We start from the raw sequence: 19,962 nt of genomic DNA on the forward strand, positions 1-19,962 counted from the left end.
GGGGAGAGGAGGGGAGGGGGTTAGTTGCTGGCTAGCGCGTCGGCGGCGGCGGGGTCGCAGTCGCGGAGGAACTGGGCGCAGCGGGCTGCCTCGTCCGCCTCGCCGATCTCGCCGGCGGCCCGGGAGAGCACGTACAGGCAGCGCAGGAAACCCCGGTTCGGCTCGTGCGACCACGGCACCGGGCCGTGGCCCTTCCAACCGCTGCGGCGCAGCTGGTCCAGACCCCGGTGGTAGCCGGTCCGGGCGTAGGCGTACGCCGTCACGACCTGACCCTCGGCGAAGGCCGCGGCGGCCAACGCCGCCCAGGCCGCGCTGTACACCGGGAACCGGGCCGCCACCGAGGCGACCGCCTCGGCCGTGCCGTCCTGCTCGGCTGCGGCCAGGGCGGCGTCGGCCTCGTCGTGGGCGGGCAGGAGCGTGGCGGGCGGCTCAGGCAAGAGGTTCTGCATCGCCTCATTCAACCCGCTTCGCCGTGGGCTCCGCGAGGGGGTCCGGCAAGCCGGCCCGCAGCACCGCCGAGAGCTCCGTCACTACCCGCGCACGTTCCGCGTCCTCCGGGTCGGATCCGGCCGCGTTGAGCTGCCCCGGCAGGATGAACCGATGCCGACTCCACCTCCCGCGGACGTCATCGAGCCGCACACCTGGACCAACGAGATCCAGACCCGGGCCGAGTTCGACAGGCGGCTGGCCACTGGAAGCCTGGTCGGGCTGACCATCCAGGGGCTTCACCTGGATCTGGACCCCGTCCCCGACCTCACCGGCGTCGAGGTGGCCGGAACCCTCTTCGTCGGCTGCCGCTTCGCCTCCCGCCAGGTCGGCGCCGACCTGGTCCGCCGGGGCGCCAACGTGGTGCCGCCCTTCTCCGGGCTGGCGTACCCGACCCAACCGCCACACCTCTACACCCCGGAGGAGTTGGCCGCCGGCTTCACCGAGGGCGGCTTCGAGGCGATGTACGACACCCGGGTGTACGCGCACTTCCGGGCCCATGGCGGTGCGCTGCCCGATGTCCGGGAGGCGCTCGGCCAGCGACTGCACGACCACGGCGTGGACAACGCGCTCGCCGACGCCACCCGCACCTGGCTGACCACCCATGGGCCGCAGTCCGTGGTCGGTGTGATGGGCGGGCACGCGGTGCCTCGGGGCAGTGCGCCGTACCGGATGGCCGCGGTGCTCGGCCGGGAACTGGCCAGGGCCCACCGCCTGGTGGTCACCGGTGGTGGGCCGGGTGTGATGGAAGCCGCCAACCTGGGCGCGTACCTGTCGACCCGGCCGGCCGAGGAACTCACCGCCGCCATCGACCTGCTCGCCACCGCGCCGGACTTCACCGACCATGACCGTTACACCGCCGTCGCGCTTCAGGTCAGGAAGGTGTTCGGCCGGTCGATCACCCCGCCGGGCGACGGCACCGAACCGGTCACCGACTACCGGGCGGACTCGGCCGCCCTCACCACAGGTGACCTGGACTGGGCAACCTGCGGCGGGCTGGCCATCCCCACCTGGCTCTACGGCCACGAACCGGCGAACCTGTTCGCCGGCCGGATCGCCAAGTACTTCTCCAACGCCATCCGGGAGGACACCATCCTGCGACTGGCGCGCGGCGGGATCGTCTTCGCCCCGGGCCGCGCGGGCACCGTGCAGGAGGTGTTCCAGGCGGCCACCAAGACCTACTACGGCACCGACGGAGCCAGCGGTGCGTACGTCTTCCTGGACCGCGCGTACTGGACCACCGAACTACCCGTGGAGTCGCTGTTGCGCCCGCTGCTGTCCACTTCGCCGTTCGGCGACCTGTCAGACACCATCCACCTGACCGACGACGCCCACGAAGCCGTCCACCTGCTCACAGCGCAAGGAGGGGCCCCCTGCTAACGCCTCGTGTATAGGAAGGGCCCCCTATTAGCACCACGCACCACCGCACCGCCCCACACCAACACCGCACCGCCCCACACCAACACCGCACCGCCGCACACCAACACCGCGCCGCCCCACACCAGCACAGCACCGCCCCACACCAACGCCGCGCCGCCCCACATCACCAGCACCGCGCGAGCGGGACGGTGTGGTGAAACGCCGAGGCGGCCGGCTCCCACGGTGGGGAGCCGGCCGCCTCGGCGTGGTCAGCGTCGGTGTGTCACTTGGTCATCGTGGTGCCGGTCGAGCGCAGGTGCTCGCAGGCCTCCGCGACGCGCGCGGCCATCCCGGCCTCCGCCGCCTTGCCCCACACCCGCGGGTCGTACAGCTTCTTGTTGCCGACCTCGCCGTCGACCTTGAGTACGCCGTCGTAGTTGCGGAACATGTGGTCCGCCACCGGACGGGAGAAGGTGTACTGGGTGTCGGTGTCGATGTTCATCTTCACCACGCCGTAGTCGAGCGCCTCACGGATCTCCGAGAGCAGCGAGCCGGAGCCACCGTGGAAGACCAGGCTGAGCGGCTTCTCCTTGCCGTACTTGGCGCCGACCGCCTCCTGGATCTGGTTCAGCACCTCGGGGCGCAGCTTCACGTTGCCCGGCTTGTAGACACCGTGCACGTTGCCGAAGGTCAGCGCCGCCATGTAGCGGCCCTTCTCGCCCAGGCCGAGCGCGTCGACCATGGCCAGGCCGTCCTCGACAGTGGTGTAGAGCTTGTCGTTGATGGCGTTCTCGACGCCGTCCTCCTCGCCGCCGACGACACCGACCTCGATCTCCAGGACGATCTTGCCCTTGGCGGCCTCGGCGAGCAGCTGCTCGGCGATCTCCAGGTTCTCCGCCACCGGCACGGCCGAGCCGTCCCACATGTGCGACTGGAACAGCGGCTCCTGGCCGCTCTTCACCCGCTCCTGGGAGATGGCCAGCAGCGGCCGGACGAACTTGTCCAGCTTGTCCTTCGGGCAGTGGTCGGTGTGCAGGGCGATGTTGACCGGGTACTTCTTGGCCACCTCGTGGGCGTACGCGGCGAACGCCACCGCGCCGGTCACCATGTCCTTCACCGACGGGCCGGAGAGGTACTCCGCTCCACCGGTGGAGACCTGGATGATGCCGTCACTCTCCGCGTCGGCGAAGCCCTTGAGCGCCGCGTTCAGCGTCTGCGAGGACGTCACGTTGATCGCCGGGTACGCGTACCGGCCGGCCTTGGCGCGGTCCAGCATCTCGGCGTAAGCCTCGGGGGAAGCGATGGGCATGTCGAACGCTCCTTACTTGCCGCTGTCGGCCCTGCGGCCGCTGTTTCTCCTTGCGCCGGCCGTACGGCCGCCGGGATTCTGCTTGCGCCGGCCGTACGGCCGCCTGGTCTCTTCGGACGGCCGGCCGTACGGACGCCTGGTCTCCATGGGCGGTCGGCCGTGCGGCCGTCCCGGTCTCCACGGGTGCGCCGGACCGCGCTGTCCTTCGCGGGCAGTATCCCGTAGTTGGACCCGCCGGGCACAACCGGGCTGCTTCACCGCCGGTCCGCGGAATCCGGTACGGCCACGCTGATCAGCCAGGTGACCACCGCCATCACGATGGCGCCCCAGAAGGCCGCCCAGAAACCGTCGACGCGGAACGGCAGGTCGAACAGGCGGGCGATCCAGTCGGTCAACAGGAACAACAGTGCGTTGACCACCAGCGCGAACAGCCCCAGCGTCAGCAGGTAGAAGACACAGCCCACCACCTTGATGACCGGCTTGAGCACCGCGTTCACCACGCCGAAGATCAATGCGACGATGACGAGCGTGAACGCGCTGTGGTAGCCGTTGCGCCCGGTGACCGTGACCCCGGGCACGACAAGCGTGGTTATCCACAGCGCGACGGCGGTCGTCGCCAGCCGGATGAGGAAGCCCACGGCCCCATCCTGGCACCGGAGGCGGCCCACAGTAGGGCGATTCGACCGACTCGGCCGCCGGGACGGGCGTACGCTCACCGGCTGGCCGGCCCCGGCGCAGCGCTCGCGGCCGCCGCTTCCCAGCGAGGTACGGGCACAGCCCGTACGGTGGGTGGGTACCGTCCATCGACAGTCCGGAGGGACCGCATGGCGCAGCCCGAGGAGGAGTTCACTCCCGGCGATCACCTCAGCCCCGAGGAACGTGACCTGGAGGCCGAGCCGGCTGACGCGGTCGAGCAGGCCAGGGTGGTGAACCTCACCGAGGTCGAGGACGAGCCGCACCGCGGCCTGGAGGTCGACGACTGGGACGCGATGGAGCAGGCCCGGGTGGTCGCCGCCGACGAGGACGACTACCGCTGACTTCCGCAGCCGGCCGGGCCGGCCACCCTGCCAGTAGGCCCATCCGGCCGGTGGCCGAAAACGGGACGACGCAAGATCCGTAGGGCTGACACCATGAGCGGGTGCTGCTCACCCTGACCACGACACATCAGCCGGCGACCGATCTCGGTCACCTGCTGGTCAAGCACCCCGATCGGGCGCACGCCTTCGAGGTGCCGGTCGGCACCGCGTACGTCTTTTATCCGGAGGCCGGCGAGCAGCGCTGCACGGCCGCCCTGCTGCTCGACGTCGACCCGCTGAAGCTGACCGCCGCGCGGGGCCGGGGTCGCGGCCGGCAGTCGGCTTCGACCCCGGAGAGCTTCACCCTCGGCCGGTACGTCAACGACCGGCCGTACGCCGCGTCCAGCCTGCTCGCCTCGGCGCTGTCCCGGGTGTACCGCTCTGCGTTGCGGGGTGAGTCCCGGGACCGGCCGGAGCTGGCCGCCACCGCCATCCCGCTTGAGGTGCGGGTGCCGGTGCTGCGCTGCCGGGGCGGCGTCGCCGTGGCCACCCGGTTGTTCACCCCGCTCGGCTGGGAGGTCACCGCCACCGCCGTTGCCCTCGACGAGCAGCACCCGCAGTGGGGCGACAGCCGGTACGTCGACCTCACCCTCACCGGCACGTCGCGGGTCGCCGAAGCCCTCAACCACCTGTACGTCCTGCTGCCGGTGTTGGACGACGCGAAGCACTACTGGGTGGCCCCGGACGAGGTGGACAAGCTGCTGCGGGCCGGAGCGGGCTGGTTGGCCGAGCACCCGGAGCGGGCGCTCATCGTCCGGCGTTATCTGGCCCACCGTCGAGCCTTGGCCGGTCAGGCGCTGGAGCGGCTGGCCGCCCAGCGGCCCACCGACGAACCGGTCGCCGACGACGGAATCGACGACGCACCGGCCCGTGACCCCGCGCCTCGGGCGTCACTAGCCGCCCGCCGCCGGGAGGCGGTGCACGCCGCCCTGGTGGACGCCGGCGCGCAGCGCGTACTGGACCTGGGGTGTGGTGGAGGTGCGCTGCTCGCCACGCTGATCGGTGACCGACGGTTCACCGAGATCGTCGGCACTGATGTCTCCACCCAGGCGCTCGCCCTGGCCGCCCGGCGGCTGCGGCTGGACCGTCTGCCCGAGCGGCAGCGCCACCGGGTGACGCTCCACCAGTCCGCGCTCACCTACCGGGACGAGCGGCTGCGGGGGTACGACGCGGCGGTGCTGATGGAGGTCGTCGAGCACCTGGATCCGCCGCGGCTGCCGGCGCTGGAGGACAGCGTCTTCGGTCACGCCCGGCCGGTCACTGTCGTGGTGACCACGCCCAACGTCGAGCACAACGTCCGCTACGAGGGGCTGGCCCCGGGCGCGTTCCGGCACGCCGACCACCGGTTCGAGTGGACCCGTGCCGAGTTCGCCGGCTGGGTGGACCGGATCTGCGCCACGTACGGCTACTCGGCTGCCCTGCGCGGGGTCGGCGACGACGACCCCGAGGTCGGCGCCCCGACGCAACTGGCCGTGTTCACCCGCATCTGACTTGTTAATAAGGGGCCCTTCCTATACACGAGGCGTTAACAGGGGGCCCTTCCTTACACCTCAGCAGGAGCAATGGATGAGCGTTCTGGATGTACCTGAGCTGGCGCTGGTGGCGTTGGTCGGGGTTTCCGGCTCCGGCAAGTCCACATTCGCCCGCCGGCACTTCGCGCCGAGCCAGGTGCTCTCCTCGGACGCCTTCCGGGCCATGGTGGCCGACGACGAGAACGACCAGTCCGCCTCCGCCGACGCCTTCGACGCGCTGCACTACGTGGCGGGCAAGCGGCTGCGTGCCGGCCGGTTGACAGTTGTCGACGCGACGAATCTCCAGCCACACGCGCGGGCCGCCCTGGTCCGGGTGGCCCGCGAACACGACGTGCTGCCGGTGGCGATCGTGCTTGACGTGCCGGAGGCGCTGGCCTGGGAGCGCACCGAGGCGCGGGCCGACCGCACCTTCGGCCGGCAGGTGCTGGCCCGGATGTCCCGGGACCTGCGGCGCAGCTACGGCCAGTTGGCCCGGGAGGGCTTCCGCAAGGTGCACGTGCTGCGCGGGGTCGAGCAGATCGAGGCCGCCGAGCTCCGGTACGAGCGGCTGTTCAACGACCGGCGAGAGCTGATCGGGCCGTTCGACATCGTCGGTGACGTGCACGGCTGCCGCGCCGAGCTGGAGAGCCTGCTCACCCGGTTGGGTTGGCGGCTGCACCGCGACGACGCGGGGCGGCCGGTGGACGCGACACATCCGGCGGGGCGTACCGCGGTCTTCGTCGGTGACCTGGTGGACCGTGGCCCGGACTCGCCGGGCGTGCTGCGGCTGGTGATGGGCATGGTGGCGGCCGGGCACGCCATCTGTGTGCCGGGCAACCACGAGCAGAAGCTGCTCCGCAAGCTGCGCGGACGCAACGTCAAGGTGGCCCATGGCCTGGCCGAGACGCTGGAGCAGTTGGCCGCCGAGCCGTCCGGGTTCGCCGACGAGGTGGCGACGTTCGTCGACGGGCTGGTCAGCCACTACGTGCTCGACGGCGGCCGGCTGGTGGTCGCGCACGCCGGGCTGAAGGAGGCGTACCAGGGTCGGGCGTCCGGCCGGGTCCGGGCGTTCGCGCTGTACGGCGAGACCACCGGCGAGACCGACGAGTACGGCCTGCCGGTGCGCTACCCGTGGGCCCGGGAGTACCGGGGTTCGGCAATGGTCGTCTACGGCCACACCCCCACCCCGGAGCCGGAGTGGGTGAACAACACCATCTGCATCGACACCGGCTGCGTCTTCGGTGGCCGGTTGACCGCGCTGCGCTACCCGGAACGGGAGCTGGTCGCGGTGCCGGCGGAACGCGAGTGGTACGCCCCGGTCCGTCCGCTGACCGCCGCGCCCGACCGCCCCGACGAGGTGCTGGAGCTGACCGACGTGACCGGTCGGCGGCACCTGGAGCACCCGTACGGCTCGCTCACCGTGCCGGCGGAGAACGCCGCGGCGGCGCTGGAGGTGATGAGCCGCTTCGCTGTGGATCCGCGCTGGCTGACCTGGTTGCCGCCGACCATGGCGCCCTGCTCGACGTCGAGCCTGGACGGTTACCTGGAACATCCGGTGGAGGCGTTCGCCGACTACCGGGCGGCCGGGGTCGCGCGGGTGGTCTGCGAGGAGAAGCACATGGGCTCCCGCGCGGTGGTGCTGGTCTGCCGGGAGCCGGACGGCGGTCCGTTCGGGCCGGGCGGCGGGGTGGTGCACACCCGCACCGGTCGCCCGTTCTTCGGCGCTCCGCTCGACGCGGAGCTGCTCGCCCGGGTCCGTGCCGCGGTCACCACCGCCGGGTTCTGGGCCGAGCTGGACACCGACTGGCTGCTGCTCGACTGCGAGCTGCTGCCCTGGTCGGCCAAGGCCGGTGGCCTGATCCGCGAGCAGTACGCGAGTGTCGGCGCCGCTGGCCGGGCCGCGTTGCCGGCCGCCTTGACGGCGCTGGACGCGGCGGTCGGCCGGGGGCTCGACGTCGGCGCGCTGCGGGAGCGGATCGCCCGACGGCGCGACGACGTGGCCGCCTACACCGAGGCGTACCGGGCGTACGTGCGCCCGACCGACGGGCTGAACGGGGTGACGCTGGCACCGTTCGCCGTGCTGGCGGGCGGGAAGGCCCGCTATGTCGACCGTGACCACGGTTGGCACCTGGCCCTGGCCGACCGGCTCTGCGCGGCGGACCCGGAGTTCTTCATCGCCACCCGCCGCCAGGTGGTCGACCTGACCGACGACGACGCGGTACGCGCCGCGACCAACTGGTGGTTGGAGTTGACCGCGGCCGGCGGGGAGGGCATGGTCGTGAAGCCGTACGCCGGCCCGGCGGCTCGCAGCGAGCGGGGTTCCCTGCTTCAGCCCGGGATCAAGTGCCGGGGCCGGGAGTATCTGCGGATCATCTACGGCCCGGACTACACCGAGCCGGAGCAGTTGGTCGCGCTGCGGAGCCGCTCGCTGGGGCGCAAGCGCGGGTTGGCCCTACGCGAGCACGCGCTCGGCCTGGCCGCGTTGGACGCCCTGGTCGACGGCGCGCCGCTGTGGCGTCGGCACGAGCTGGTCTTCGCGATTCTCGCCTGCGAGTCCGAGCCGGTCGATCCCCGGCTCTGACTGTGCCAGGTGGACGGTTCCGATCATGCCGGTAGCCTGGGCCGCCGTGGCAGCGGCCACGGTCAGGTCGAGCGACTTACGGAGCGGAATCTTCATGGCATTGGGCGAACGGGTAGGTCACGTGCTGCGCGGCGCGGCCATCGGTGTGGCCGAGGCGGTGCCGGGCGTGAGTGGCGGAACCATCGCGCTGGTCACCGGCGTGTACGAGCGGGTCATCGCGTCCGCCGGTCACGTGGTGAACACCGTGCGGTACGCGGTCTCGGACGTCCCGCGTGGACGCGGCTGGACCCGCGCCGGGCAGCAGTGGCGGCAGGTGCACTGGGAGGTCGTGATCCCGCTGCTGATCGGCATGCTGCCCGGTTTGCTGATCGCCGCGAAGACGCTCGAACCGCTGCTGACCGATTACCCGGAACAGACCCGGGGGCTCTTCCTCGGTCTGGTCCTCGCCTCGGTGCTGGTGCCGATCTCGATGGTCGGCGCACCCTGGCGGCGGGTCGAGATCGTCGCGCTGGTCATCGCTGCGGTGGCCGCGTTCGCGCTGACCGGCCTGCCACAGGCCACCCTCACGCCACATCCGTTGATCGTGCTGGTGGCGGCGGCCGTCGCGGTCTGCGCCCTGGTGATGCCCGGGGTGTCCGGGTCGTTCCTGCTGCTGACCGTCGGCCTCTACGAGCCGACCATCGCCGCGCTCAACGACCGGGACTTCGGCTACCTGGCGATCTTCGCGACCGGCATGGTGATCGGCTTGGCGCTCTTCGTGAAGCTGCTCCAGTGGCTGCTGGAGGCGCACCGCAGGATGACGCTCGCGGTGATGTCCGGTGCCCTGCTGGGCAGCCTGCGGGCACTGTGGCCATGGCAGTCCGAGGAGCGGGGCCTGCACGCACCCGGCGACAACGTACTGTCCATCGGCGCGCTGTTCCTGCTCGGCGTCGCCGTGGTCACGGCAATGGTCATCGCCGAGCGTCGCCGGCTCCGCCGGGCCGCCCGGGACCTCACCGAGGAGAGGTACGAGACCTCCCAGGTCCGCTGACGCCTCTCCCCTGGTGGTCGCCGAGGCTGGCGGCCACCAGGGGAGCCAGCGTCAGCGAGCCCGCTTGGTGGCCCGCTTGCGCGGCGGGGTGAGCAGGTCGGCGATCGTGGCGATCGCACTCGGGACCAGTCGGTAGTAGGCCCACACACCGCGCTTCTCCCGCTCCAGCAAGCCGGCCTCGGTGAGGATACGCAGATGGTGGCTGACCGTCGGCTGGGAGAGACCAAGCGGCGCGGTCAGGTCACACACGCACGCCTCTCCCTCGGGTGCCGACTGGATCAGGCTGAGCAGCCGCAGCCGAGCGGGGTCGGCGAGGGCCTTGAGGACCCCCGCCAGCCGCTCGGCGTCGGCACGTTCGATCGGCTCGCCGGCAAGCGGCGAGATCTGAGGCATAGTCATTTCGGCCAACGCAGTTCCCACGTATTCCATCCTTCCACCAGCAGCATCGATCCGCCTGCATATCAGCAGATCCGAATCGGCAGACTTTTACGCCACAAGGCCGAGGTCAGCCAACGTATAGGCCGCCCGATAGGGCAATCCGGCGGCTCGCACCGCGTCGCCGGCACCACGATCAACGATAACGGCCACCCCCACGACGTCGGCCCCGGCCTCGCGAAGCGCTTCGACAGCCGTCAACACACTTCCACCGGTGGTGGAGGTGTCCTCCACCGCCAGCACCCGACGACCGGCCACATCCGGGCCTTCGATGCGTCGTTGCAGCCCGTGCGCCTTCCCCGATTTCCGCACCACGAACGCGTCCAGCGGACGCCCGGTGGCGTGCAGCATCGCCAGCGCGATGGGATCAGCGCCCAGGGTCAGGCCACCCACCGCGTCGTACGACCAGTCGGCGGTCAACTCCCGCATCACTCGGCCCACAAACGGTGCCGCCTGGTTATGGAGCGTGACGCGACGCAGATCGACGTACCAGTCGGCCTCCTGGCCAGAGGAGAGCACGACCCGGCCATGCACCACAGCCAGGTCAGAGATGAATTTACGCAGGTCGTCGTGGTCCCCCATGGCGATAGAGGGTACTGCGGAAGTCTGTGAGCCGCGTGCACGGGCCTCCTCGGTCAACCCTTCCGGGGGACAGATGAGTGGCGATGCCCGGTTACGCTACGTCGATCATCACATCGGATCGAGTGAGGTCGAGCCCTTCCGGTCAGGGCGCGGCGACCCGACGCCGGATCATCGATGCTCGCGGCCGATCCGGCCCCGAGTGTCCCGGGCCACCCGGTCCAGCAGCCGACGCGGGGCGTGTCGCAGGCCCGCGACGGCCAGCTTGTATTTCCAGGACGGGACACTCACCAACTTGCCTTTGTGCAGGTCACGCAGGGCTTCGTCGACCACGGCCGGCGCGCTGAGCCACATCCATTCCGGAGTTTTGGACATGTCGATGCCGGCCCGCTGATGAAACTCGGTGCGGGTGTAGCCGGGACAGAGCGCCATCACACGTACGCCGAACGGGCGCGCGGACTGGCCGACCGACTCACTGAAGTTGGTCACCCACGCCTTGCTGGCCGAGTAGGTCGAGCCGGGCATGATCGCCCCGAAACTCGCAACCGAAGAGACATTTATCACTGCCCCATGGTGCCGCTCGGTCATCGTACGCAGCGCGGCGAGGGTCAACCTGAGCACCGCGTGCACGTTCAGCCGCAGCAGCCGGACCTCGTCCTGCGGCGACGAGCGGAGGAAGGGGGTGTTCAGGCTGATCCCGGCGTTGTTGACAAGCAGGTCGACAGGCGGGCCTTCGGCCAGCCGCTGTTCGGTCCGGGCGCAACCGTCGTCGGTGGACAGATCGGCGGCGATCGTCTCGGTCTCGACGCCGTGCCGGCCGGTCAACTCGGCCGCCTGCGCGGCGAGCCGGTCCGCGTCCCGGGCGACGAGCACCAGGTGCCAGCCATCGGCGGCCAGTCGGGTGGCGAACGCCGACCCGATGCCCGCGGTCGCCCCGGTGATAAGTGCCCAACGCTCGCCTGTCGACGGGGCGGGCGACTCGGGATCGGCTGTCACGGGGGTGTTCACCTCGGCGGGTCGGGGGGCGACGGCGCTGCCCCAGGCGGCGGATACGGCTGGTACGGCGGTGCCGGCGGCCCGAACCCGGTAGGCGGTGCCGGCGGGTAGCCGGTCGGCGGTGCCGGTGGTTGCTGCGCCGACGATGCCGGGTTGCGGCGGAACCAGGCGGTGGCCGACGGCATCGCCAGCAGCACGGCTACCACAAGGTAACCGAGCACCTGGGCCACCGAAAGGGTCACGGTGAGCGGGATCCACCACGCCGGGTGGGCCTCGGCCACCAGGTCGACCAGCTCGGCGGCGGCCCGGTCGTCACCGAAGTCCAACGGCGCGGCGCGTTGCACGACCAGGGCCCCGATGCCGCAGCAACCGAGCAGCAGGCCGAGCCCGGCGACCACCCAGGTGGCAAACCGCGCGCCGGGCCGCCGGGCGGCCAAGCCGAGCGCCAGGCCGATGAGCAGGAAACCCGCGAGCAGGCTCAACACCGCCGACAGGACGACCGAGCCACGTAACAGCGTGACCACAGCGTCGACCTGACCGGCGTCGGCCGAGGTGCCGGCGGCCGCCGCGCGGAACCGGCTCACCGTGCCACCGACGGTGGTCAGGCCGGCCAGGGCGTACCCGAGTGCGCCGAGCGCCATCACCGCCAGCACCGCGACGGCCAACACCACAACGATCGGCCGGCGGGCCGGCGCCTGTTCGGGGTACGACACGACGAGTCCCTCCGGTAGGCGTTTTCGGATGCAACCTACTCGGAGGGACCGTCGCAGTCGCGGTCAACTCACCGGCGGTCAGCCGGGTCGGTTGGTGGGTGGCGTCTCTCCGCCGGGCTGCTCCGGACCACCGGCCGGCGGGTTCGGGCCGCTCGCCCCGCCGGACTGGTCTCCGAAGGACGGGCCGGGCGTGCCGGGCTGGCCGGGCGTGGGCGGGTACCCGGGCGCCGGAGAAGTGCCGGGGTAGCCGGGCGCGGGCGGGTAGCCCGGTGCCGCCGGGTAACCCGGCTGGCCGGGCTGACCCGGGTAGCTGGCACCGGGCATCGGCGGTTCCCACTGCTGGGCGGGCTTGCGGAAGAATTCGTTGGCCTTCGGCAGCGCCAGCAGGATCAGCGCCCCAAGCAACGCCAGCAGGCTGATCACGGCGAGCGTCGTGCTGACCGGGTTGGCCCAGCCCGGCAGGGCCTCGTTCACCTGACGCTGGACCTCGGCACTGCTCGGCGCGTCGCCGCTGGTCTCGCCGGGTGTGGTGAGTCCGCCGGCCAGTCCGCCGAGCACCCCGAAGCCGACACAGCAGGTCATGATGCCGCCGACGATCCAGGTGGCGATCCGGGAACCGTTCTTACCGCGCAGGTTCATCAGGCCCAGGCCGACCAGCGCGAGGGCCACCACCAGCGTGAAGATGGCGGTGCCGACGCCGAAGACCACCACGAAGTCGGCGATGTTCTCCACGCCTGCGGCGGTGGAGTTCCGGTACGCCTCCTCCGTCGCGTCGCGGACGGCACCGATGGTGGCCAGCGTGATGATCACGCCGATGAGTTGACAGACTGCGAAAAGCAACAGCAGGTACGTGGATATCGTGACCACGCTCGGCCGGGTTCGGGCCGGCATGCTCTGAGGTTCGGCCATCTCTCTCCTTCCCTGGAACGCGCTTCACCGTATCGGCACCGGGCCATCTCGGCACGCCACGGCGTCTTCCGGACGGCGCGTCATCGGCTGTCGGGCCGGCCAACGTCGCCTGACCCGCCGGGGAAGGAACTTAGGACAGGTCAGGATCCTCGCCGCTGGGGATGGACTGCCACGTCGGCGAGGTCCAGCCGCTCGCCCCGGGCCGCCGTCCAGCCCGCCTCGCCGTACGCCTCGAAGGTGAGCCGGGCACCACCCGGTGCCCGATAGTCGTGGTAGCGCATGGTGCCGCTGGGATCGAGCCCGGTGGTGCCGGTGGTGGTGAAGCGGGCCTGACCGGACTCGTGCCAGTGGTATCGACGGCCGGCGAACTCCACCACCGGGGCGCCCGGTGTGCCGGCTACGTCTGGCTCGGGGTGCCAGAGCACCAGGTCGAACTCGGGGCTCTCGGCCACCGAGAGCCGCCGGCCACCCGGGTCGTCGAAGAGGTGCTGCGCCCAGCGCCACTCACCCTCGCTCAACCGGATCGTGCCGCGGACCGGATACACGTCGTCGCCGATCTCGACGATGTCACCGATCTCGATGCCGCGGGGATCGCCCGGTGACCCGCCCCGGCGTCGCCGCCGGGACACACCGGCAGCCGGCCCGGGGCGGTCGCGCCCACCGTCGGCCCGTGCCGGACGGTGGCGTCGCCATCGGGCCAGGGCCAGGACGACGAGCAGGCCGACCAGGACCGCCAGGACCGTCACCGCGGCTGTCACCCCGTCCACCGGTCACCTCCTGAGGTCTGTCGGCGAAGTCGGTAACCATGATCTGTGCCCACCGTACGGCCTGCCAGCCGACCAGGCGTTATCCGCCCGATCCGCTGGAACTGTCGCCGCCCTGGTGACCACCCTCCGGTGCGCCACCGCCGGAAGCGGCTTCACCCGTCGGCGTCTCCGGCGCCGACGGGTAGCCGGGTGCGACGGGATAGCCGGGAGCCGGATAGCCGGGAGGCATGGAATAGCCGGGAGGTGCGGGGTAGCCGGGAGGTGCGGGGTAACCGGGAGGCATGGGGTAGGCGGTGAGCTGGGCGTTCGGGATGCCGTGGCCGGGGGCCGGTGGTCGAGGTCCGGTCGGCTCGGCTCTTGGCACGAACCACCGGTGTGCCGGTGGCAGCGCCAGCAGCAGCACCGCGGCCGCGACGAGCAGCAGCAGCGTCACCGCGCCGAAGCCGACAAGCGGGAAGAAGAGTCCGTCGAACGGGTACGTCTCGTCGTACAGCGCCTGCGTGAAGTCCGACTCCTGCCAGAAGTCGTCCTCCACCGACAGGTCGTCGGGGTAGGACTCCTCGATCACCGTCCCCGCCACCCCGAACGGGACCAGCAGCGCGCCGAAACAACAGGGCAGGGCACAGAGCAGCAGGTGGGCGCCGCCGGCCACGAAGACCACGATCCGGGCCACGTTGCTGCCCTGGCGTACCCGTGGTGCCGTCAGCGCCATCGTCAGCGCGAGCAGCAGCAGCGACAGGCCGAGGACAGTCGACATGCCGATGCCGCTCCAGCGCTCGCCGCGCACCTCGTTCGGGTCGGCGTCAGGCACCTGCCGCACGGCCCGGTCGATGGCCGCGTCCCACTGGACGGCCTCGACGACCACCAGGGCCAGCAGCCCGAGCAGGACCGCTGCGGCGGCGAGCTGTAGCCAGAACGCGACGGTGACGGTGGCGGGACGAGGAGGTCGGGGCGGTGGCGTGGCGGCCGGGGAATCGTCGGTCGCGGTCATGGCACGGACGGTACGACTCAGCCACAAGCATGGGCAGCACCGATCGTCCGGAGTCGACCGGCGAATGGATCATGCTTCGGCGAGCCGCTCCCCGGCGTACTCGCCAACTGTGGTGGTGCCCATCAGGCACCCGGTCATGGTGTGCAGCTCCGCCGGGTCGTCACGCAGCCTGGTCCAGGCCGCCCCGCCAGCCGCCGGGTCGAGCTGCTCCATCAGGACGGCGGCGTACACCCGACCTGCCGGTGTGCCGGTGCAGAGCAGCCGGTCGAGCTGGTCGCGTACCTCGCCTTGCTGCTCGGCGGTGGCCGCCGCGACCTGCTGGTACGCCTCGGTCTCCGGCAGCAGCGACCCCGCGAGCCCCACCCCGCCGAACGCCACGGTCTCGGCCTGGGTGAGTCGCGCGATGGCCGCCGCCAACCCGGAGTCCTTCTTCTTTTCCTTCCCGAACATGCCTCCCATCCTCGCCCGGACCACCGGCCCGCGCAGCACGAGCGGAGGCGGTAGCGGTCAGGCAGTGCTCACCGACAACCCGTCCTTGGCCTCGGACAGGTCGACCCGCACCGTGTCGCCGTCGCGGATCTGGCCGGCGAGCAGGGCCTTGGCGAGCTGGTCACCAATCGCGGACTGGACCAGTCGACGCAGCGGCCGGGCACCGTAGATCGGGTCGTAACCGTGCTCGGCGAGCCAGGTACGTGCCGCGTCGGTGATGGCCAGCGCCAACCGCCGGTCGGCCAGTCGCTTGCGCAGCCGAGCCAGCTGGATGTCCACGATGGACCGCAGGTCGTCGCCGCGGAGGGCGGCGAAGACCACGATGTCGTCGAGCCGGTTGAGGAACTCCGGCTTGAAGTGCGACCGGACCACCGCCAGGACGCCTTCCCGGCGCTGCTCCTCGGCGAGCGTCAGGTCGCTGATCACCGCCGAACCGAGGTTCGAGGTGAGGATCAGGATGGTGTTGCGGAAATCCACGGTGCGGCCCTGACCGTCGGTGAGCCGGCCGTCGTCGAGCACCTGGAGCAGGATGTCGAAGACGTCCGGGTGGGCCTTCTCCACCTCGTCCAGCAGGATCACCGAGTACGGCCGGCGGCGCACCGCCTCGGTGAGCTGACCGCCCTCCTCGTACCCGACGTAGCCGGGCGGGGCACCGACCAGTCGAGCCACCGAGTGCTTCTCGCCGTACTCGCTCATGTCGATGCGGACCATCGCCCGCTCGTCGTCGAAGAGGAACTCGGCGAGCGCCTTGGCCAGCTCGGTCTTGCCGACCCCGGTCGGGCCGAGGAAGAGGAAGCTGCCGGTCGGGCGATCCGGGTCGGCAACGCCGGCCCGGGCCCGGCGTACCGCGTCGGAGACCGCGGTGACCGCCTCGGCCTGGCCGACCACGCGCTCGCCCAGCGACTCCTCCATCCGCAGCAGCTTGGCGGTCTCGCCCTCCAGCAGCCGGCCGGCGGGGATGCCGGTCCAGGAGGCGACGACGGCGGCGATGTCGTCCGCGCCGACCTCCTCCTTGAGCATCGCGCCGGCGGCCTGGAGCCGGGCCAGCTCCTCCTCGGCCTTGGTCAGGTCGGCCTTGAGCGCGGGGATGCGCCCGTAGCGCAGCTCGGCGGCGCGCTCCAGCTCGCCGTCGCGTTCGGCCCGCTCGGCCTCGCCGCCGAGCCGCTCCAACTCCTCCTTGGCGGTGGAGAGCTTGGTGATGTGGCTCTTCTCCAGCTGCCAGCGCTCGGAGAGTGCGGTGAGCTGCTCGCGCTTGTCGGCCAGCTCCTTGCGCAGCCGCTCCAGGCGCTCGGCGGAGGCGGCGTCGGGTTCCTTGGCCAGCGCCATCTCCTCGATCTCGAGCCGGCGCACCGCCCGCTCGATCTCGTCCACCTCGACCGGCCGGGAGTCGATCTCCATGCGCAGCCGGGACGCGGACTCGTCGACCAGGTCGATCGCCTTGTCCGGCAGGAACCGGTCGGTGATGTAGCGGTCGGAGAGGGTGGCGGCGGCGACCAGGGCGGCGTCGGTGATGCGTACGCCGTGGTGCACCTCGTAGCGTTCCTTGAGCCCGCGCAGGATGCCGATGGTGTCCTCGATGGTCGGCTCGCCCACCAGCACCGGCTGGAAGCGGCGCTCCAGCGCCGGGTCCTTCTCGATGTGCTCGCGGTACTCGTCGAGCGTGGTGGCGCCGACCATCCGCAGCTCGCCCCGGGCCAGCATCGGCTTGAGCATGTTGCCGGCGTCCATCGAGCCCTCGCCCTTGCCCGCGCCGACCACCGTGTGCAGCTCGTCGAGGAAGGTGATGACCTGCCCGTCGGAGTTCTTGATCTCCTCCAGGACGGACTTCAGCCGCTCTTCGAACTGGCCCCGGTACTGCGCGCCGGCGACCATCGCGCCGAGGTCGAGCGAGACCAGCTTCTTGTCGCGCAACGACTCGGGCACGTCACCGGCGACGATCCGCTGGGCCAGGCCCTCGACGATGGCGGTCTTGCCGACGCCCGGCTCACCGATCAGCACCGGGTTGTTCTTGGTACGCCGGGACAGCACCTGGATCACCCGGCGGATCTCCGAGTCCCGGCCGATCACCGGATCGATCTTGCCGTCCCGGGCGCTCGCGGTCAGGTCCACGCCGTACTTGGCCAGGGCCTGGTAAGTCTGCTCCGGGTCGGCGGTGGTGACCCGGCGGTCCCCGCCACGCACCTTCGGGAAGGCGGCGACCAGGGTTTCCTCGGTGGCGCCGGCGGCCTTCAGCGCAGCCGAGACGGCCCCGCCGACCCGGGCCAGCCCGGCCAGCAGGTGCTCGGTGGAGGTGTACTCGTCGCCCAGGGGACGGGCGATCTGTTCGGCGGCGCCGATGGCGTTGACGAACTCGCGGGCCAGGGTCGGCTCGGCGATGCTGGAGCCGCGCGCGGCGGGCAGCGCGTCGACGGCGCGCTCGGTGGCCCGGCGCAGCTCGACCGGATCAGCTCCGACCGCACGCAGCAGGCCGGCGGCGGTCGAACCCTCGGTGTCCAGCAGCGACAGCAGCAGGTGCCACGGCTCCACCGTGGCGTGCCCGCGCTGGTTGGCCAGGGCGACGGCAGCGGTGATGGTCTCGCGACTCTTGGTGGTGAGGCGTTCGGCGTTCATGGGCTCCCCTGCTTCGGTGTGTCCACTGATACCGACAGAACCAGACTTGAGCCTATTCCACTCAACCTTACCGCTGTGACCTACACCACTCATCGGCGCTACGCACCGTCGACACGGGACGCGGCTCCGAAGCGCTCTATCGGGACCAGTTACCGGGACTACTCAAGCAGCTGGCCGATCGCGCACGCGTAGCCAGCATCACGGCCTCGTCTGCCATCGAGGGCATCGTGGTCGCCGACGGCGCACGGGCCGACCGCATTCTGGCCGGTCGGGTCACCAAACTACGGAATCGCAGTGAGCAGGAACTCGCCGGCTACCGGGACGCACAGGACTACCTGTTCCAACGCCAGTGGCAACCGCTCACTTCCGGCCTCCTGGTGCATCTGCACAGGTTGCTGTTCGCGCACACGGCCGCCGACGGGGGCCGGTTCAAGCACGAGGACAACCTGGTCGTGGACAGCGCCGCCGACGGCGAGCTGACGATCCGATTCCGCCCCGTGAGCGCCACCGACACGCCGTTCTTCGTCGCCGAACTGATCGACCGTTACCGGGCGGAAGTGGCGGCGCAGCGTCATCACCCGGTGCTCCTCGTCGGCCTCTTCGCACTCGATCTGCTCGTCATCCACCCGTTCGAGGATGGCAACGGCAGAGTGACCCGCGCGCTCACCAACGCTCTCCTCCTGGATGTGGGCTACACGGCGCCGAGGTACGTCAGCCTCGAACAGCAGATCGCCGCGACTGCGGACACGTACTACCGGACCCTGCTGGAGTCCACCCACGGCTGGCACGACGGGCAGGCAGATCCCTGGCCGTGGCTGGGCTACTTCGTCGATATCCTGGCCGCCGCGTACCGGACCTTCGCCGAACGCGCAGCCTCCGAGCGAGGAGATGGATCGAAGCAAGATCGGGTACGCGACTACGTGCTTCAGCACTCCCCCGCCACCTTCCGGGTCGCCGACATCCGCCGAGCACTTCCCGGCATCAGCGACCCCACGATCCGGGTGGCGCTGGATCGCCTGCGTCGCGAGGGTGCCATCGCCTCGGACGGCTTGGGAAGGGCCGCGTCTTGGCGACGGCTACGACCCTGAAGCCACCACTTCACGAATCACTGCGTCTCGATGATGATCGACGTCCAGGTGCGATCACCGAAGTGGCCGGTGCCGAGCAGCACACCCTCCGGTCCAGCGGCGAACAGGGTGTCGTCGGGCAGCAGCCGAAGAAAATGCTCGCCGGTCAACGGCCAGGGCAGGTCGACGTACCGCCCGTCGACGAGCGCGCCCGCCCCGCGAGGGCTGAGCACCGCCACGATCCCCGCGCCGAGCGGAACGACCTGTCCCGTGGCCGGATGCCCCTCGGCCCGTACCAATTCCCACGAGAGGCCAGCCTGCCGCCACAGCGCCGGGAAGCCGACCCGGTCGGGTCGCTCGCCGACCAGCCACGGCTCGCCGCCCACGAACACCACCCGGAGCACGCCCACCGCGCCGTCGGGCGCCGGCACCGGGGTCTGCTGCCAACTCCGCCCCTCGTCCAGCGAGATCGCGGCGTACGGCTTGCCGTCCTCCCCCGCCCCGGCCGCCACCACCGGCCCGCCGTACTCGCTGCCGTCCGACGAAATGGTCCGCCCGTCAGCCTGAAGCACGGTGTTCAGCGCGGGCAGCGGCGGTTGGGCGGGCAGCGGGCGCAGTTTCGTGCCGGTCCACCTGCCAACCTTGCCGGTGGCCTCGATGAGCTGGAAGCGCCCCCGGGTGGCCTGCCACCGCGCAGGCTCCGCCGGACCCGGGCTGCGCCGGAAGGTCCGCCCGCCGTCGGTGGAGGTCCACCAGCCGTGCGGCTCGGCAAGCAGGGCCAGCATCCCCGGTACGGCGTACAACTGCTGGTTGTCGGCCACCGGCTGGGGATGGCGCAGGCGCTGCCAGGACCGGCCACCGTCGCGGGTCGACCAGAGCAGCGCCGGGCAGTTTGGGCCGGACGGTTGGCCGTCACAGGCGGAGAAGAGGGCGTACCCACGCTGGGCATCGACGAACTCGACGTACGGCTGGTCGTACCGCTGGGGGACGGCGAGCCGGTTTCGGCGGATCTCCGCGACGGGGTCGGTGGCCGGCCTGTATCTTATACACATCT

Annotated in this window: 19 protein-coding genes; 6 read left to right on the forward strand and 13 right to left on the reverse strand. The window is 71.1% G+C overall.

Annotated features, from left to right (window positions below; all coding sequences use genetic code 11):
- Nucleotides 1–20 precede the first annotated feature (20 nt).
- Nucleotides 21–449, reverse strand: coding sequence for a DUF3151 domain-containing protein (locus C1I93_RS15910; protein ID WP_111244074.1), 429 nt, complete (start codon nucleotides 447–449; stop codon nucleotides 21–23).
- 151 nt (nucleotides 450–600) lie between these two features.
- Between C1I93_RS15910 and C1I93_RS15915 the strand changes: the two genes are divergently transcribed.
- Nucleotides 601–1,866 carry an LOG family protein gene (locus C1I93_RS15915; protein WP_181445190.1) on the forward strand — a complete coding sequence of 422 codons (1,266 nt, stop codon included), beginning with the start codon at nucleotides 601–603 and terminating at the stop codon, nucleotides 1,864–1,866.
- A gap of 262 nt (nucleotides 1,867–2,128) precedes the next feature.
- On the opposite strand, the gene fbaA is transcribed toward C1I93_RS15915, so the two are convergent.
- Both fbaA and C1I93_RS15930 read right to left on the reverse strand, forming a co-directional pair.
- A complete protein-coding gene (gene fbaA / locus C1I93_RS15920) occupies nucleotides 2,129–3,154 on the reverse strand; it encodes a class II fructose-bisphosphate aldolase (RefSeq protein ID WP_111244075.1) in 1,026 nt (341 codons plus the stop codon).
- A gap of 254 nt (nucleotides 3,155–3,408) precedes the next feature.
- Nucleotides 3,409–3,792 carry a phage holin family protein gene (locus C1I93_RS15930; RefSeq protein WP_111244077.1) on the reverse strand — a complete coding sequence of 128 codons (384 nt, stop codon included), beginning with the start codon at nucleotides 3,790–3,792 and terminating at the stop codon, nucleotides 3,409–3,411.
- A 186-nt stretch (nucleotides 3,793–3,978) separates the two neighbouring features.
- On the opposite strand from C1I93_RS15930, the gene C1I93_RS15935 reads away from it, so the two are divergent.
- The 4 genes from C1I93_RS15935 (at nucleotide 3,979) to C1I93_RS15950 (ending at nucleotide 9,352) form a co-directional block, all read left to right on the forward strand.
- Nucleotides 3,979–4,191 carry a hypothetical protein gene (locus tag C1I93_RS15935; protein ID WP_111244078.1) on the forward strand — a complete coding sequence of 71 codons (213 nt, stop codon included), beginning with the start codon at nucleotides 3,979–3,981 and terminating at the stop codon, nucleotides 4,189–4,191.
- A gap of 101 nt (nucleotides 4,192–4,292) precedes the next feature.
- Nucleotides 4,293–5,720 (forward strand): 3' terminal RNA ribose 2'-O-methyltransferase Hen1, encoded by a 1,428-nt coding sequence (locus C1I93_RS15940; protein ID WP_111244079.1) that lies wholly within the window; start codon nucleotides 4,293–4,295, stop codon nucleotides 5,718–5,720.
- Between the two features lie 76 nt (nucleotides 5,721–5,796).
- Entirely contained in the window at nucleotides 5,797–8,322 is a 2,526-nt protein-coding gene (locus C1I93_RS15945; protein WP_111244080.1) for a polynucleotide kinase-phosphatase, read from the forward strand.
- Nucleotides 8,323–8,416: 94 nt separating this feature from the next.
- On the forward strand, nucleotides 8,417–9,352 hold the full coding sequence (locus C1I93_RS15950; RefSeq protein ID WP_111244081.1) for a DUF368 domain-containing protein: 936 nt from the start codon (nucleotides 8,417–8,419) through the stop codon (nucleotides 9,350–9,352).
- Nucleotides 9,353–9,403: 51 nt separating this feature from the next.
- On the opposite strand, the gene C1I93_RS15955 is transcribed toward C1I93_RS15950, so the two are convergent.
- The 9 genes from C1I93_RS15955 to clpB all read right to left on the reverse strand — a co-directional run bounded on the left by C1I93_RS15955 (nucleotide 9,404) and on the right by clpB (nucleotide 17,841).
- Nucleotides 9,404–9,781: an ArsR/SmtB family transcription factor gene (locus C1I93_RS15955; protein WP_111244082.1), complete on the reverse strand. Its 378-nt coding sequence runs from the start codon at nucleotides 9,779–9,781 to the stop codon at nucleotides 9,404–9,406.
- 57 nt (nucleotides 9,782–9,838) lie between these two features.
- Nucleotides 9,839–10,369 (reverse strand): orotate phosphoribosyltransferase, encoded by a 531-nt coding sequence (locus C1I93_RS15960; RefSeq protein ID WP_111244083.1) that lies wholly within the window; start codon nucleotides 10,367–10,369, stop codon nucleotides 9,839–9,841.
- A gap of 168 nt (nucleotides 10,370–10,537) precedes the next feature.
- Nucleotides 10,538–11,362 carry an SDR family NAD(P)-dependent oxidoreductase gene (locus C1I93_RS15965; RefSeq protein ID WP_111244091.1) on the reverse strand — a complete coding sequence of 275 codons (825 nt, stop codon included), beginning with the start codon at nucleotides 11,360–11,362 and terminating at the stop codon, nucleotides 10,538–10,540.
- Nucleotides 11,363–11,370: 8 nt separating this feature from the next.
- Nucleotides 11,371–12,075 carry a hypothetical protein gene (locus C1I93_RS15970; RefSeq protein WP_223256346.1) on the reverse strand — a complete coding sequence of 235 codons (705 nt, stop codon included), beginning with the start codon at nucleotides 12,073–12,075 and terminating at the stop codon, nucleotides 11,371–11,373.
- Between the two features lie 78 nt (nucleotides 12,076–12,153).
- Complete coding sequence (locus C1I93_RS15975; RefSeq protein ID WP_223256350.1) at nucleotides 12,154–12,984, reverse strand: hypothetical protein; 831 nt, start codon at nucleotides 12,982–12,984, stop codon at nucleotides 12,154–12,156.
- 140 nt (nucleotides 12,985–13,124) lie between these two features.
- Entirely contained in the window at nucleotides 13,125–13,751 is a 627-nt protein-coding gene (locus C1I93_RS15980) for a DUF4178 domain-containing protein (protein WP_111244084.1), read from the reverse strand.
- A gap of 79 nt (nucleotides 13,752–13,830) precedes the next feature.
- Nucleotides 13,831–14,742 carry a hypothetical protein gene (locus tag C1I93_RS15985; RefSeq protein ID WP_111244085.1) on the reverse strand — a complete coding sequence of 304 codons (912 nt, stop codon included), beginning with the start codon at nucleotides 14,740–14,742 and terminating at the stop codon, nucleotides 13,831–13,833.
- Between the two features lie 69 nt (nucleotides 14,743–14,811).
- Nucleotides 14,812–15,192 carry a hypothetical protein gene (locus tag C1I93_RS15990; RefSeq protein ID WP_111244086.1) on the reverse strand — a complete coding sequence of 127 codons (381 nt, stop codon included), beginning with the start codon at nucleotides 15,190–15,192 and terminating at the stop codon, nucleotides 14,812–14,814.
- Nucleotides 15,193–15,249: 57 nt separating this feature from the next.
- Nucleotides 15,250–17,841 (reverse strand): ATP-dependent chaperone ClpB, encoded by a 2,592-nt coding sequence (gene clpB / locus C1I93_RS15995; RefSeq protein ID WP_111244087.1) that lies wholly within the window; start codon nucleotides 17,839–17,841, stop codon nucleotides 15,250–15,252.
- A 227-nt stretch (nucleotides 17,842–18,068) separates the two neighbouring features.
- Here clpB and C1I93_RS16000 point away from each other — a divergent pair, with 227 nt between their 5' ends.
- Complete coding sequence (locus C1I93_RS16000; protein ID WP_212808681.1) at nucleotides 18,069–18,929, forward strand: Fic family protein; 861 nt, start codon at nucleotides 18,069–18,071, stop codon at nucleotides 18,927–18,929.
- Between the two features lie 17 nt (nucleotides 18,930–18,946).
- On the opposite strand, the gene C1I93_RS31625 is transcribed toward C1I93_RS16000, so the two are convergent.
- A partial coding sequence (locus C1I93_RS31625) for a beta propeller repeat protein (RefSeq protein ID WP_111244089.1) occupies nucleotides 18,947–19,962 on the reverse strand: 1,016 nt, incomplete at its 5' end.

It is taken from the genome of Micromonospora endophytica (assembly GCF_003236305.1).
Taxonomy (GTDB): domain Bacteria; phylum Actinomycetota; class Actinomycetes; order Mycobacteriales; family Micromonosporaceae; genus Micromonospora; species Micromonospora endophytica.

Excerpts from the sequence above, each read along its gene's own strand:
- C1I93_RS15960 (WP_111244083.1), bottom strand. The coding sequence starts at position 10,369 with ATGGGGGACCACGACGACCTGCGTAAATTCATCTCTGACCTGGCTGTG.
- fbaA (WP_111244075.1), bottom strand. The coding sequence starts at position 3,154 with ATGCCCATCGCTTCCCCCGAGGCTTACGCCGAGATGCTGGACCGCGCC.
- C1I93_RS15915 (WP_181445190.1), top strand. The coding sequence starts at position 601 with ATGCCGACTCCACCTCCCGCGGACGTCATCGAGCCGCACACCTGGACC.
- C1I93_RS15950 (WP_111244081.1), top strand. The coding sequence starts at position 8,417 with ATGGCATTGGGCGAACGGGTAGGTCACGTGCTGCGCGGCGCGGCCATC.
- C1I93_RS15990 (WP_111244086.1), bottom strand. The coding sequence starts at position 15,192 with ATGTTCGGGAAGGAAAAGAAGAAGGACTCCGGGTTGGCGGCGGCCATC.
- clpB (WP_111244087.1), bottom strand. The coding sequence starts at position 17,841 with ATGAACGCCGAACGCCTCACCACCAAGAGTCGCGAGACCATCACCGCT.
- C1I93_RS15955 (WP_111244082.1), bottom strand. The coding sequence starts at position 9,781 with ATGGAATACGTGGGAACTGCGTTGGCCGAAATGACTATGCCTCAGATC.
- C1I93_RS15945 (WP_111244080.1), top strand. The coding sequence starts at position 5,797 with ATGAGCGTTCTGGATGTACCTGAGCTGGCGCTGGTGGCGTTGGTCGGG.
- C1I93_RS15910 (WP_111244074.1), bottom strand. The coding sequence starts at position 449 with ATGCAGAACCTCTTGCCTGAGCCGCCCGCCACGCTCCTGCCCGCCCAC.
- C1I93_RS15935 (WP_111244078.1), top strand. The coding sequence starts at position 3,979 with ATGGCGCAGCCCGAGGAGGAGTTCACTCCCGGCGATCACCTCAGCCCC.
- C1I93_RS15975 (WP_223256350.1), bottom strand. The coding sequence starts at position 12,984 with ATGGCCGAACCTCAGAGCATGCCGGCCCGAACCCGGCCGAGCGTGGTC.
- C1I93_RS15985 (WP_111244085.1), bottom strand. The coding sequence starts at position 14,742 with ATGACCGCGACCGACGATTCCCCGGCCGCCACGCCACCGCCCCGACCT.